The 13,656-nt window shown below is 58.2% G+C and carries 10 protein-coding genes; 6 read left to right on the top strand and 4 right to left on the bottom strand.

Annotation, left to right across the window (positions count from 1 at the left end; translation table 11 throughout):
- Nucleotides 1-5 precede the first annotated feature (5 nt).
- From gsiB to iaaA, 3 genes are read right to left on the bottom strand one after another with little or no spacing between them, the layout of a single operon-like run.
- The gene (gene gsiB, locus PGR29_RS09660; RefSeq protein WP_113374843.1) at nucleotides 6-1,547 is read right to left on the bottom strand and encodes a glutathione ABC transporter substrate-binding protein GsiB; all 1,542 of its coding nucleotides are present in this window, start codon (nucleotides 1,545-1,547) and stop codon (nucleotides 6-8) included.
- Nucleotides 1,548-1,580: 33 nt separating this feature from the next.
- Nucleotides 1,581-3,434 (bottom strand): glutathione ABC transporter ATP-binding protein GsiA, encoded by a 1,854-nt coding sequence (gene gsiA / locus PGR29_RS09655; RefSeq protein WP_213317759.1) that lies wholly within the window; start codon nucleotides 3,432-3,434, stop codon nucleotides 1,581-1,583.
- A 14-nt stretch (nucleotides 3,435-3,448) separates the two neighbouring features.
- Nucleotides 3,449-4,390: a beta-aspartyl-peptidase gene (gene iaaA, locus PGR29_RS09650; RefSeq protein ID WP_087860004.1), complete on the bottom strand. Its 942-nt coding sequence runs from the start codon at nucleotides 4,388-4,390 to the stop codon at nucleotides 3,449-3,451.
- Between the two features lie 179 nt (nucleotides 4,391-4,569).
- Here iaaA and moeA point away from each other — a divergent pair, with 179 nt between their 5' ends.
- From moeA to PGR29_RS09620, 6 genes are all read left to right on the top strand, one after another.
- Entirely contained in the window at nucleotides 4,570-5,805 is a 1,236-nt protein-coding gene (gene moeA, locus PGR29_RS09645) for a molybdopterin molybdotransferase MoeA (protein ID WP_316424455.1), read from the top strand.
- Entirely contained in the window at nucleotides 5,805-6,560 is a 756-nt protein-coding gene (moeB, locus tag PGR29_RS09640; protein WP_316424454.1) for a molybdopterin-synthase adenylyltransferase MoeB, read from the top strand. The genes moeA and moeB overlap by 1 nt, the downstream gene beginning before the upstream one ends.
- A 156-nt stretch (nucleotides 6,561-6,716) precedes the next feature.
- Nucleotides 6,717-7,616: a glycyl-radical enzyme activating protein gene (locus PGR29_RS09635; protein WP_316424453.1), complete on the top strand. Its 900-nt coding sequence runs from the start codon at nucleotides 6,717-6,719 to the stop codon at nucleotides 7,614-7,616.
- Nucleotides 7,617-7,619: 3 nt separating this feature from the next.
- On the top strand, nucleotides 7,620-10,052 hold the full coding sequence (locus tag PGR29_RS09630) for a formate C-acetyltransferase/glycerol dehydratase family glycyl radical enzyme (RefSeq protein WP_308957817.1): 2,433 nt from the start codon (nucleotides 7,620-7,622) through the stop codon (nucleotides 10,050-10,052).
- 150 nt (nucleotides 10,053-10,202) lie between these two features.
- Nucleotides 10,203-11,018, top strand: coding sequence for a Cof-type HAD-IIB family hydrolase (locus PGR29_RS09625; protein ID WP_015367562.1), 816 nt, complete (start codon nucleotides 10,203-10,205; stop codon nucleotides 11,016-11,018).
- Between the two features lie 139 nt (nucleotides 11,019-11,157).
- A complete protein-coding gene (locus tag PGR29_RS09620; protein ID WP_316424452.1) occupies nucleotides 11,158-12,423 on the top strand; it encodes a DUF1479 domain-containing protein in 1,266 nt (421 codons plus the stop codon).
- Here PGR29_RS09620 and PGR29_RS09615 read toward each other — a convergent pair.
- Entirely contained in the window at nucleotides 12,420-13,493 is a 1,074-nt protein-coding gene (locus PGR29_RS09615; protein ID WP_316424451.1) for a LacI family DNA-binding transcriptional regulator, read from the bottom strand. The genes PGR29_RS09620 and PGR29_RS09615 overlap by 4 nt on opposite strands.
- Between the last annotated feature and the right edge of the window lie 163 nt (nucleotides 13,494-13,656).

Below are 13,656 nucleotides of genomic sequence, written 5' to 3'. Positions count from 1 at the left end.
CATTATCACTGCGTTAAGTCCGCCTGCTCGAAGCTAAAACCGGTATCCGGCTGAATATAAAACCCGGTCAGGTTTTTGCTATGCGCCGATACCAGCTTTTCCACCACCAGCGGCACCCACGGCGACTCTTTCCAGATAATGTCCTGCGCATCTTTATAGAATTTGGTCTTCTGTTGCGCATCGGTCGTTTTCAGCGCCTCGCTCAGGTCTTTATCGACCTGCGGGTTGCTGTAAAAGGCGGTGTTAAACAGGGTCGGCGGCCAGTTTTGTGAGGCGAATAGCGGCGACAGCGCCCAGTCGGCTTCGCCAGTCGACGCTGACCAGCCGGTGTAGAACATCCGTACCCCGCTCTCTTTCTGCCCCTTGCCTTCAACCTGCGCCGCACGCTGTCCGGCATCCATCGCCGTCACCTGCGCTTTAATACCCACCTGCGCCAGCTGCTGCTGGGTAAACTGCAGCACCTTCTGCGCGGTGCTGTGATTATGCGATGACCACAGCGTGGTGCTGAAGCCGTTAGGGAAACCGGCTTCTTTCAGCAACTGACGGGCCTTCGCCGGGTCGTAAGGCCATGCGCTGTAGGTCTGGGCGTAGGCAATAGAAGGCGGCACGACGCCGGTCGCCGGGGTGGCGTATCCGGCAAACGCGACCTTAACCAGCGCCTGACGGTTAATCGCGTAGTTGATGGCTTCCCGCACCTTCGGATTATCGAACGGCTTCTGCGTTACGTTCATGCTGATATAGCGCTGCATAATCGACGGGCTGGCCACCAGCTCCAGCTTGCTGTTTTTCGCCAGCAGCGGCGCCTGCTCGTAAGGGATCGGGAAAGCGAACTGCGCCTCGCCGGTTTGCAGCATCGCCGCACGGGTGTTGTTATCGACCACCGGGCGCCAGGTAATGGAATCCAGCTTCGGCAGCCCCGGCTGCCAGTAACCATCAAACTTGCTGACTTTGACGAAATCGGTCTGATTCCAGGTGTCGAGCTTATACGGCCCGGTACCTACCGGGTGGAAGCCGATCTCCTTGCCATATTTTTTCAGCGCCGCCGGCGAAATCATCGCCGTCGCCGGATGGGCAAGAATATTGATAAACGCCGAGAACGGTTGTTTGAGCGTGATTTTGACCGTCGTCGGATCCACCGCCTCGGTGCTGGCGATATCCTTATACAGGTTATAGCGTTTGAGATGGTTATCCGGATTGCTGGCGCGGTCGAGATTCGCTTTCACCGCTTCGGCGTTAAAATCGGTGCCATCCTGGAATTTCACCCCGCTGTGTAGCTTGATGGTATACACCAGCCCATCCGCCGAGACGGTATAGCTCTCCGCCAGTACGTTTTGCAGCTTCATCTCTTTATCAAGGCCGAACAGGCCTTGATAAAACGACTTCGCCACCGCCTGCGATAAGGTATCGTTCGCGTCATAGGGATCGAGGGTCGTGAAGTTGGAACCGACCGCGACCACCACATCTTTCGCGGCGAAGGCCGGCGTCGCCGCCAGCGCCGAGGCGATGCCAAGCGCCAGTAGCCATTTGCGTGTAACAGGTTGAGTCATGTTGTTATGCTCCTGCAAGAGTGCGTTAGGTTGTTATCGGCTCAGTACATCGGCGGGCTCGCGGGCGACATAATGTCCCGGCGCTACCAGCTGTAACGGCGCGCTGTCGATTTCTTCTCCCGGTTTATAGATATTCCCCGGCAGCTCGTCAGAGAGTAATACGCGCTGCGGTTGACGATGCGCCGGGTCGGCGACCGGCACCGCCGCCATCAGTTTACGGGTGTAAGGATGCTGCGGGTTTTCAAACACGGCGCGACGCGGGCCAATCTCCACGATCCGCCCGCGATACATTACCGCCACGCGGTGGCTGATGCGCTCCACCACCGCCATGTCATGGGAAATAAACAGAAATGCGATGCCCATTTCACGCTGTAAATCGAGCAGCAGATTAATAATCTGCGCGCGAATCGACACGTCCAGCGCCGACACCGACTCATCGGCGATTACCACTTTCGGATTGAGCGCCAGTGCGCGGGCGATACAGATACGCTGCCGCTGGCCGCCGGAAAACTCATGCGGATAACGCCACGCGTGTTCCGCCTCCAGCCCCACGCGCTGCAACAGCCAGGCGACGCGTTCGCGAGCCGCATCCCCTTCCAGCAAACCATGCACGCGCAGCGGCTCCATAATGGAATAACCGACCGTCTGCCGCGGATCGAGCGAGGCGTAAGGATCCTGAAAAATAAACTGAATGTCGCGGCGCAGCGTCTGCAGCTTGCCGCCGGACAGCGCATCAATACGCTGGCCGTTAAAGGTGATACTGCCGCCCTGCGCTTCCACCAGCCGCAGCAGCGCCCGCCCGGTAGTCGATTTACCGCAGCCTGATTCGCCGACCAGCGACAGCGTTTCGCCCGGCCACAGATCGAAACTCACTTTTTCCACCGCGTGCACTTCGCGGGTGACGCGGTTGAGAATACCGCCGCGGATCGGGAAACGCGCGACCAAATCGCGCACCTGTAAAATCGGTTTGCCGGCGACCACGGTATTCTGTTCCGGCTGCTGGGTCACACCGTCGTTGAGCAGCGGGAAGCGCCGCGGTAAATCGCTGCCGCGCATTGAGCCGAGCTTCGGTACCGCCGCCAGTAGCGCCTGGGTATAAGGGTGCTGCGGGGCGCGAAAAATATCGTCGACGCGCCCGCTTTCAACCGCTTCGCCGCGATACATCACCAGCACACGATCGGCGATCTCCGCCACCACGCCCATATCGTGAGTGATAAACATCACCCCCATCGCCATCTCTTTTTGCAATGCGGCGATAAGCTGCAGGATCTGCGCCTGAATAGTGACGTCCAGCGCGGTGGTAGGTTCATCGGCAATCAGTACCGCCGGTCGACACGATAACGCCATGGCGATCATCACCCGCTGGCGCATGCCGCCGGAAAGCTGATGCGGGTAACGTGAAAGCATCGCTTCCGCTTCCGGAATACGCACCCGTTCGAGCATCTTTTTAGCTTCCCGCAGCGCCTGGTCATGCCGCAGTCCCTGATGTAGCCGAATAGACTCGGCAATTTGTTCGCCGATGGTGAATACCGGGTTCAGCGAGGTCATCGGCTCCTGAAAAATCATCGCCACGTCCGCGCCGCGAACCTGACGCATTTGACCTGCCGTTTGCGCGTTGATATCAATCACCTGACGGTTACGTCGGCGCAGCAGCAACGCCTCGCTGCTGACCTCGCTAACCGCCTCGTCGAGCAGGCGCATCAGCGCCAGGGCGGTCACCGACTTTCCGGAACCGGACTCGCCGACAATCGCCAGCGTCTCGCCGCGGCGGAGGCTAAATGACAGGTTACGCACCGCAGAAACGCGCTGCCGCTGCTGGCTAAAGGCGACGTTAAGATCGCGTACCACCAGCACATCGTCTTCATCAATCTCATGACTTTGCGGCAAACTCGCTTCTCCTTTTATTCGCGATAAATTCCAATCGTCGGCGTATCGCCCGCATAACACCACGCCCGGTACATCCCTTCACTGTTGAATGGCAGCACCACATTCCCCTCGCGGTCAACGGCGATAAGGCCTCCGCTGCCGCCCAGCGCCGGCAGTTTTTCCTGCACCACTCGCTCGCAGGCCTCAAACAGGCTGAGATTGCCGTACTCCATCAACGCCGAAATGTCGTAAGCGGCGAGCGTGCGCATGAACACTTCGCCAGTGCCGGTGCAGGAGACCGCGACGCTGGCATTATTGGCATAGCAGCCGGCGCCCGGCAGCGGGCTATCGCCGACGCGACCGGGCAGTTTATTAGTCATTCCGCCGGTGGAGGTCGCTGCCGCCAGATTACCGGCCAGATCCAGCGCCACCGCGCCAACGGTGCCCATTTTGTGGCGTTCGTCGAGCGGCGCGGCATGGTGGTCGAGAATAATCTCGCCGCCCTCTTTCGCCTGCTGTAACTGCAGAAGCCGCTCGGTGGTAGAAAATAACTCGTTTTCAACAAGCGTCATCCCGCGCGAGGCGGCAAACTTTTCCGCCCCTTCGCCGATGAGCAGCACGTGCGGGCTCTCTTCCAGCACCAGACGCGCCGCCAGCACCGGGTTACGCAGATGCTTTACGCCAGCCACCGCGCCGGCCTGCAGGCTATAGCCATCCATCACGCAGGCATCCAGTTCGTGCGTTTGATCGTGGGTAAATACCGAACCTATCCCGGCGTTAAACAGCGGGCACTCTTCCAGCAGACGTACCGCTTCTGTCACCGCATCCAGCGCGCTGGCGCCTGCTGCCAACATTTTTTGCCCACTGTCGACGATGGCCGACAGCGCGGCTACATACTCGCGTTCGCGCTCCGGCGACATCTGCGCTCGGCTAATCGCGCCGGCGCCGCCGTGGATTGCTATTACCGCCTTACCCATTCGATCTTTCCTTTGCCATAAACTGTATAGATATCATTATACTGACTAAACTTTTATACATTTTTTGAATATAGAAAGAGCATCCGGTGATGTAAAGCCTCGTACCGCAGTGGCATACAGTCGCCGGCGCTTTTCTGCCATAATAGGCGTTTTCGACGTTTTGCCAGCAGGAGTAACCCATGGATTTTACCGCCGGACTGATGCCGCTCGACACAGCCCTGACTCAGATGCTCGACCGTATTTCGCCGCTGAAGGCCACGGAAACCCTGCCGCTGCTGCAGGCCTTTTCGCGCGTGACCGCCCATGATGTCGTTTCGCCGCTGGACGTACCCGGTTTTGATAACTCAGCGATGGACGGCTATGCCGTGCGCCTGGCCGACCTCACCGACGGCGCGTCGCTGCCGGTTGCCGGTAAGGCCTTTGCCGGCCAACCGTTCCACGACCCCTGGCCGGCGGGCACCTGTATCCGCATCATGACCGGCGCGCCGGTGCCTGAAGGCTGCGACGCGGTGGTCATGCAGGAAGAAACGGAACAAAGCGATGCGGGCGTGCGCTTCATCGCGCCGGTGAAAGCCGGGCAAAATATACGCCGTCGCGGCGAAGATATCGCCAACGGCGCGGTAGTATTCCCGGCAGGGACTCGTCTTACCGTTGCGGAACTGCCGGTGCTGGCATCGCTGGGTATTGCCGACGTCGAGGTAGTCCGTAAAGTGCGCGTCGCGGTCTTCTCGACCGGGGATGAACTCCAGTTGCCGGGCCAACCGCTCGGCGACGGCAAGATTTATGATACTAACCGCCTGGCGGTACATCTGATGCTCGAACAGCTGGGCTGCGAGGTGATCAACCTCGGCATTATTCCTGACGATCCGGCGAAGCTGCGCGACGCCTTTATCGCCGCCGACCAGCAGGCCGATGTGGTAATAAGCTCAGGCGGCGTCTCCGTGGGCGAAGCCGATTACACCAAAACTATCCTCGAAGAATTGGGCGAGATCGGCTTCTGGAAGCTGGCGATTAAGCCGGGTAAACCGTTCGCCTTCGGCAAGCTCAGCAACAGCTGGTTCTGCGGCCTGCCGGGCAATCCGGTTTCCGCCACCTTAACCTTCTATCAACTGGTACAGCCGCTGCTGGCCAAGCTCTCCGGCAACCGCGGTCAAACCCAGCCGATGCGTCTGCGCGTGCGCGCCGCCAGCCGGCTGAAAAAATCGCCGGGCCGCCTCGACTTCCAGCGCGGCGTGCTGCAGCGCAATCCGGAAGGCGAACTGGTGGTGAGCACCACCGGCCATCAGGGCTCGCACATTTTCAGCTCATTCAGCCTCGGTAACTGCTTTATCGTACTGGAGCGCGAACGCGGCAACGTCGAAGCGGGCGAATGGGTCGAAGTCGAGCCCTTTAATCATCTGTTTGGGGGGCTGTAATGGCCGTTGAGCTGAGCGACGAGGAGATGCTGCGCTATAACCGGCAGATCGTACTGCGAGGGTTTGATTTCGACGGTCAGGAGCGGTTAAAAGCCGCTCGCGTGCTGGTCGTCGGCCTCGGCGGGCTCGGCTGCGCCGCCGCTCAATATCTGGCGGCAGCCGGGGTGGGTCAGCTCACCCTGCTGGATTTCGATACCGTTTCGTTATCCAATCTACAACGTCAGACGCTGCACAGCGACGCGACCATCGGCCAGCCGAAGGTGGATTCTGCCCGCGACGCATTGGCGCGTATTAACCCGCACGTCCGGCTGGTCACCATCGATGCAATGCTCGATGACGCGGCGCTGGCAACGCAGATTGCCGACCACCATCTGGTGCTCGACTGTACCGACAACGTTGCTATTCGCAACCAGCTTAACGCCGGCTGCTTCCAGCACAAAACCCCGCTGGTCTCCGGCGCGGCGATTCGTATGGAGGGGCAAATCAGCGTCTTTACCTATCAGGACGGCGAGCCATGCTATCGCTGCCTGAGCCGCCTGTTCGGCGAAAACGCCCTCACCTGCGTCGAAGCCGGGGTGATGGCGCCGCTGGTCGGCACTATCGGTTCGCTGCAGGCCATGGAGGCGATTAAACTGTTGACCGGTTACGGCACCCCCGCCAGGGGCAAAATCGTGATGTATGACGCGATGAGCTGCCAGTTTCGCGAAATGAAGCTGATGCGTCACCCCCAGTGCGAGGTGTGCGGTTCGCATTAAATTCCAGCCGCCGGCGAGGCAGGTCGCCGGTTATTTTGTGAACCACGCCGTTCTTTTTCTTCCCGTCTCTTTTACCCACTCTGATTGTTGATTTGCGTCAATATAACTTTCATTCGAAAGTTATTTAATCTTCATATGCAAATAAGAGGGTAAATCATGATCTTCAACATCCAGCGCTACTCCACCCATGACGGCCCGGGGATCCGTACCGTCGTATTCCTTAAAGGCTGTTCGCTGGGCTGCCGTTGGTGTCAGAACCCGGAAAGCCGCGCCCGCAACGAAGACCTGCTGTACGACGCGCGGCTATGTCTTGACGGCTGCGAGCTGTGCCAGCAGGCGGCGCCGGAGGTGATTACACGTACCCTCGACGGCCTGATTATCCATCGGCAAAACGTCAACGAGCGCCATATTGCCGCGCTACGCGACTGCTGCCCCACTACCGCGTTGACGGTCTGCGGCGAGGAAAAAAGCGTGGCGGAAATTATGGCGACGGTGCTACGCGATAAGCCGTTTTACGATCGCAGCGGCGGCGGCATTACCCTTTCCGGCGGCGAGCCCTTTATGAACCCGACGCTTGCGCAGGCGCTGTTCGAAGCCAGCCATCAGGCGGGCATTCACACCGCCGTGGAAACCTGCCTGCACGTACCATGGAAGTACATTGAACCCTCTTTACCGTTTGTCGATCTGTTTCTGGCCGACCTGAAGCACGTTGACGATGCCGTCTTCCAGCAGTGGACCGACGGCAGCGCCCGCCGGGTAATGAATAACCTGCAGCGCCTGGCGCAGGCAGGGAAAAAAATCATCATTCGCGTCCCATTAATTCAGGGATTTAACGCCAACGAAGCCGACATTACCGCGATTACCGATTTTGCCGCCGACCGTCTTCAGGTCAGCGAAATCCATTTCCTGCCGTACCACACGCTGGGAATGAATAAATACCAATTACTCAGTCAGCCCTATACCGCACCGGAAAAACCGCTGGCCGCTCCCGAGCTACTGGCCTTTGCGCAGCAGTACGCGCAAAGCAAAGGTTTAACGGCGACCCTACGAGGATAACTTATGACCACCTTAAAACTGGATACTCTGAGCGCTCGCATTCAGGCGCATAAAATGGCGCTGGTGCATATCGTTAAGCCGCCGGTTTGTACCGAGCGCGCCCAACACTATACCGCCGCCTATCAGCAACATCTCGATAAACCCATCCCGGTGCGTCGCGCGCTGGCGCTGGCGCATCATCTGGCGGAACGCACTATCTGGATCAAGCACGATGAACTGATCGTCGGCAACCAGGCCAGCGAAGTTCGCGCCGCGCCGATTTTCCCGGAATATACCGTCAGCTGGATTGAGAAAGAGATAGACGATCTCGCCGACCGTCCGGGCGCCGGCTTCTCGGTCAGTGAAGAGAATAAGCGTGTCTTACATGAAGTGTGCCCATGGTGGCGCGGGCAGACCGTTCAGGACCGCTGCTACGGCATGTTTACCGATGAACAAAAAGCGCTGCTCGCCACCGGTATTATCAAAGCCGAAGGTAACATGACTTCCGGCGACGCCCACCTGGCGGTCAACTATCCTCTGCTGCTGGAAAAAGGGCTCGACGGCATGCGCGCGAAAGTCGCTGAGCGCCGCTCGCGTATTAATCTGACGGTGCTGGAAGATCTGCACGGCGAACAGTTTTTGAAGGCGATCGATATCGTGCTCGCGGCAGTGAGCGAACACTGCAAACGCTTCGCTACGCTGGCGCGCGACATGGCGGCGCAGGAGCCGCGCGAATTGCGCCGCGACGAGCTGCTGGCGATCGCCGAAAACTGTGAAGTTATCGCCCACGAGCCGCCGAAAACCTTCTGGCAGGCGCTGCAGCTCTGCTACTTCATTCAGTTGATCCTGCAGATTGAATCCAACGGCCACTCGGTCTCCTTTGGCCGCATGGACCAGTACCTTTATCCGTACTACCGCCGCGACGTTGAACTGCAGCAATCGTTGGATCGCGAACAGGCCATTGAGCTGCTGCATTGCTGCTGGCTGAAGCTGCTGGAGGTCAACAAAATTCGCTCTGGCTCGCATTCCAAAGCTTCTGCCGGTAGCCCGCTATACCAGAACGTCACCATCGGCGGGCAAAATCTGGTCGACGGCCAACCGCAGGACGCCGTCAACCCGCTGTCGTACGCGATCCTCGAATCCTGCGGCCGCCTGCGCTCTACCCAGCCGAACCTCAGCGTGCGTTACCATGCCGGGATGAGCAACGACTTCCTCGACGCCTGCGTTCAGGTGATCCGCTGCGGTTTCGGCATGCCGGCGTTTAATAACGATGAAATCGTCATTCCGGAATTTATCAAGCTCGGCGTTGAGCCGCAGGACGCCTACGATTACGCCGCTATCGGCTGCATCGAAACCGCGGTCGGCGGCAAATGGGGCTATCGCTGCACCGGCATGAGCTTTATTAACTTCGCGCGGGTGATGCTGGCGACGCTGGAAGGCGGCCGCGATGCCACCAGCGGCCAGGTATTCCTTGCCCAACAACATGCGCTGTCGAAAGGCAACTTCGCTAACTTCGACCAGGTGCTGGAAGACTGGGACACCCAGATCCGCTACTACACCCGTAAATCCATCGAGATTGAGTACGTTGTCGATACCATGCTGGAAGAGAACGTCCACGATATTCTTTGCTCAGCGTTAGTTGATGACTGCATCGAACGGGCGAAAAGCATCAAGCAGGGCGGCGCGAAATATGACTGGGTTTCCGGCCTGCAGGTCGGGATCGCCAACCTCGGCAACAGCCTGGCGGCGGTGAAAAAACTGGTCTTCGATCAGGGCGTTATCGGCCAGCAGGAACTGGCGAAGGCGCTGGCGGAAGATTTTGCCGGCCTGACCCATGAGCAGTTACGTCAGCGCTTGATCAACGGCGCGCCGAAGTACGGTAACGACGACGATAGCGTCGACATTCTGCTAGCGCGGGCCTATCAGACCTATATCGACGAGCTGAAGCAGTACCATAACCCGCGTTACGGCCGCGGCCCGATTGGCGGTAACTATTACGCCGGTACGTCGTCTATCTCCGCGAACGTCCCGTTCGGCGCGCAAACCATGGCGACGCCGGATGGCCGCAAAGCGCACGCGCCGCTGGCGGAAGGGGCCAGCCCGGCCTCCGGTACCGATCACCTGGGGCCCACGGCGGTTATCAGTTCGGTAGGCAAACTGCCGACCGGCGCGATCCTCGGCGGCGTGCTGCTCAACCAGAAGCTAAATCCTTCCACGCTGGAGAACGAGTCCGATAAGCAGAAGCTGATGGTGCTGCTGCGTACTTTCTTTGAAGTGCACAAAGGCTGGCATATTCAGTACAACATCGTGTCACGCGAAACGCTGCTGGAAGCCAAGAAACACCCTGACCAGTACCGAGATTTAGTGGTCCGCGTCGCCGGATACTCGGCGTTCTTCACCGCCCTGTCGCCGGATACTCAGGACGATATTATCGCCCGTACCGAGCATACGCTGTAAGGAAAATACCCGGCCGGCGCTGCGCTGAGCCGGGTGACATCTTCTGTACCCGTTGAAAATGGGATAAACTTTCATTCGAAATAAATTTGTGCTCCCCATCACATTGTAATTAGAATGTTACTGGTCGAAGTTAAGCCAGGAGCACCTCTTATGACCGTTAAAGTTATCGTCACCGATATGGACGGAACTTTTCTCAATGACGCCAAGCAGTATGACCGCCCGCGTTTCCTCGCGCAGTTTGCGCAGCTTAAACAGCAAGGTATTGAATTTGTTGTCGCCAGCGGCAACCAGTACTATCAGCTGATCTCATTTTTCCCGGAAATCCGCGAGCAGATTTCATTCGTCGCAGAAAACGGCGCTCTGGTTTACGAGCATGGCAAACAGGTGTTCCACGGCGAACTGACCCGTCACGAGTCGCAGGTAGTCATTGGCGAACTGCTGAAAGATCCGCAGCTCAACTTCGTCGCCTGCGGCCTGCAAAGCGCATACGTTAGTGATAAAGCCCCGGACGCCTTTGTTGAGCTGATGTCGAAGCACTACCATCGTCTGCAGCGGGTAAGCGATTACCATCGCATCGACGATACGCTATTCAAATTCTCCCTCAACTTGCCGGATAGCGATATTCCACAGCTTATTGATAAACTGCACGTCTCGCTGGACGGGATCATGAAGCCGGTCACCAGCGGCTTTGGCTTTGTCGATTTGATTATCCCCGGCCTGCATAAAGCCAACGGCATCAGCCGCCTGCTCAAACGCTGGAACCTTTCGCCGCAGCAGTGCGTAGCAATTGGCGACAGCGGCAATGACGCCGAAATGTTAAAACTGGTGAAATATGCTTTTGCTATGGCCAACGCTGCCGACAGCATCAAAGCCATCGCCGGTTTCACCACCGATGACAATAACCACGACGGCGCGTTGAAGGTGATTCAGGCCGTTCTCGATAAGACCTCCCCTTTCAACGACTGATCCTGTGCCGGGGTATCCGCCCCGGCTTTTCCATTTTGTGCGCCGCTGCATAATTTTAAACTTGCGTTAACTCTAATTTAACTTAAATTAACGTTTGTAAGATTTAATACTTTCGAATGAAAGATACAGCGAGGTGATTATGGCTGCTCTCCCTACCCACGAAACATTACCTGCCGACCACAAAGCGGCGATTCGCCAGATGAAACAGGCGCTACGGGCGCAAATCGGCGATGTCCAGGCGGTATTCGATAGACTCTCGGCGCGCATCAGCGAGCACCTGGACGAGATTAATGCCCTGAAAGCCGCAGGTCAGGAAGTCTGGCCGATAATCCCGTTTAGCGATATCGCCCAGGGTAAAGTGAGCGAGGCGCAGCGTGAGGCGATTAAGCGCCGCGGTTGCGCGGTTATCAAAGGCCACTACCCGCGCGAACAGGCGCTGGCCTGGGATAACGCGATGCTGGAATACCTGGATCTGAACCATTTCGACGACGTTTACAAAGGGCCTGGCGACAGCTTCTTCGGCTCGCTGGAGGCTTCGCGCCCGGAGATCTATCCGATCTACTGGTCGCCCTCGCAAATGCAGGCGCGCCAAAGCGATGAAATGGCGGCGGTACAATCCTTCCTTAACCGACTGTGGCGCTTTGAACAGGACGGCAAACGCTGGTTCGATCCGGATGTCAGCGTGATTTACCCTGACCGCATCCGCCGCCGCCCGCCGGGAACCACGTCAAAGGGGCTGGGCGCGCATACCGATTCCGGGGCGCTGGAGCGCTGGTTGCTTCCCGCCTATCAGCAGGTTTTCGCCAACGTCTTTAATGGCAATATCGACGCCTACGATCCGTGGGACGCGGCGCACCGTACCGAAGTGGAAGAGTACACCGTCGATAACACCACCAAATGTTCGGTGTTCCGCACCTTCCAGGGCTGGACGGCGCTGTCGGACATGATCCCCGGTCAAGGGCTACTGCACGTGGTGCCGATCCCGGAGGCGATGGCTTACGTTCTGCTGCGCCCGCTGCTGGATGATGTGCCGGAAGATGAACTGTGCGGCGTCGCGCCGGGCAAGGTGCTGCCGATCTCTGAGCAATGGCATCCATTGCTTATCAAAGCGTTAAGCTCGATTCCAGCGCTGAACGCCGGTGATTCCGTCTGGTGGCACTGCGATGTCATTCACTCGGTCGCGCCGGTGAAAAATCAACAGGGCTGGGGCAACGTCATGTACATCCCGGCCGCGCCGATGTGCGAGAAGAATCTCGCTTACGCGCAGAAGGTAAAAATCGCGCTGGAAAAAGGCGCTTCTCCCGGGGATTTCCCGCGCGAGGATTATGAATGCGACTGGCAGGCGCGCTTCACCGTTGCCGATCTTAACGATCACGGCAAACGCGCATTGGGCATGAAGATCTAATCATCATACAGACCTTGCTGTTCTACGGCGGTATGGCTCTTGCCTGGCCGGATCCGCCGCACCGAATCGCGTACCACCATGGCGCCGTGCAGTAGTAGCGAACCGTGCGGCGCTTCCGGGCGCAGCAGACGCTGCTGGAGAAGATGTACCGCCTCGCTGCCGAGCTCATCCCGCGGCACATGAATCGCCGTCAGCGGCACGTCCTGAATCGCCGCCAGATTAAAACCGTCGATACTCATCACCGAGACATCCTGCGGCACCCGCAGGCCTCGTTTTTGCAGCGCGCTGACGGTACCGGCGGCCATAAAATCGCCGCCCACCAGAAACGCCGTCGGCATCGGGCGCCCCTGTAGAGCGTCGAGCCAGGCCCCGACCTGCTCTTCCGTTTCTCTGGCGCTAAAATTAGCGACGCTAATCAGGTCGCGGCTACCGGTAAATCGCAGGTTGCGCGCGCGCCACGCCTCCTTGATACCCACCAGCCGTAGCTCCATGGTATAGCGGCGCAGACACATCACGTTCATTACCGCCTGATGGCCCATATCAAACAGATAACGAGCGGCGCACTGACCAATCAGCCGATGGTCAGGCGCAATGGAGGGGAGACGCATCCCTTCATCCCGGCAGTTAATTAATACACAAGGTTTGCCAAGATCCGCCGCCAGCGCGTGGATATGCCGATCGTCGATCCCCAGCAATACCGCCGCCTGGGTATCGGTCTCGTTCATGCGGGCCAGAAACAGATTGGCGTCGCTGTCGTTTTCTTCCAGCGCGCAATAGCGCAGACGCACTTCATGCGGCGCCAGCGCGTTATTGATACTCTGGATGACGCGGTAGTAGAAGATATCTGAGCGTTCGTCGAAGGCCCGCTGTGGCGCAAAAATCAGCAGGTTGTTGAGCAGTAGCCGCCCGGCAGCCAATCCCTGCATCACCCCAAGTTCACGGGCGCAGGCCAATACCGCCTGACGGGCCTTTTCGCTGGTATTCGCTTTTCCGGCTAACACACGCGAAACCGTACTGGCCGACAGCCCGGTGCGGGCGGCAATTTCCGCGACTCGCAGCTTTTTGTCCATTCTGTGATCCAGCTCCAATTCAAAAATGAAAGAATTTTCATAGTCGCCAAACCCTGACCAACAAGCAAATACTCCGCCAAATTATGAGAACTACGTCATCTCATGAAAAATTTTGCATAAATAGCGCTACTGCCTGCCGACTTTCTCCCTTATTTTGAATTGG

This window comes from Klebsiella sp. 141203 (assembly GCF_032601985.1).
Taxonomy (GTDB): Bacteria; Pseudomonadota; Gammaproteobacteria; order Enterobacterales; family Enterobacteriaceae; genus Klebsiella; species Klebsiella aerogenes.
Note: the sequence above shows the minus strand (reverse complement) of the source record. Positions and strands in the feature narration are given on the sequence as shown.

What these genes read in the sequence shown, in the direction of transcription:
- gsiB (WP_113374843.1), bottom strand. Translation starts at nt 1,547, where the DNA reads ATGACTCAACCTGTTACACGCAAATGGCTACTGGCGCTTGGCATCGCC.
- iaaA (WP_087860004.1), bottom strand. Translation starts at nt 4,390, where the DNA reads ATGGGTAAGGCGGTAATAGCAATCCACGGCGGCGCCGGCGCGATTAGC.
- moeA (WP_316424455.1), top strand. Translation starts at nt 4,570, where the DNA reads ATGGATTTTACCGCCGGACTGATGCCGCTCGACACAGCCCTGACTCAG.
- moeB (WP_316424454.1), top strand. Translation starts at nt 5,805, where the DNA reads ATGGCCGTTGAGCTGAGCGACGAGGAGATGCTGCGCTATAACCGGCAG.
- PGR29_RS09635 (WP_316424453.1), top strand. Translation starts at nt 6,717, where the DNA reads ATGATCTTCAACATCCAGCGCTACTCCACCCATGACGGCCCGGGGATC.
- PGR29_RS09630 (WP_308957817.1), top strand. Translation starts at nt 7,620, where the DNA reads ATGACCACCTTAAAACTGGATACTCTGAGCGCTCGCATTCAGGCGCAT.
- PGR29_RS09625 (WP_015367562.1), top strand. Translation starts at nt 10,203, where the DNA reads ATGACCGTTAAAGTTATCGTCACCGATATGGACGGAACTTTTCTCAAT.
- PGR29_RS09620 (WP_316424452.1), top strand. Translation starts at nt 11,158, where the DNA reads ATGGCTGCTCTCCCTACCCACGAAACATTACCTGCCGACCACAAAGCG.
- PGR29_RS09615 (WP_316424451.1), bottom strand. Translation starts at nt 13,493, where the DNA reads ATGGACAAAAAGCTGCGAGTCGCGGAAATTGCCGCCCGCACCGGGCTG.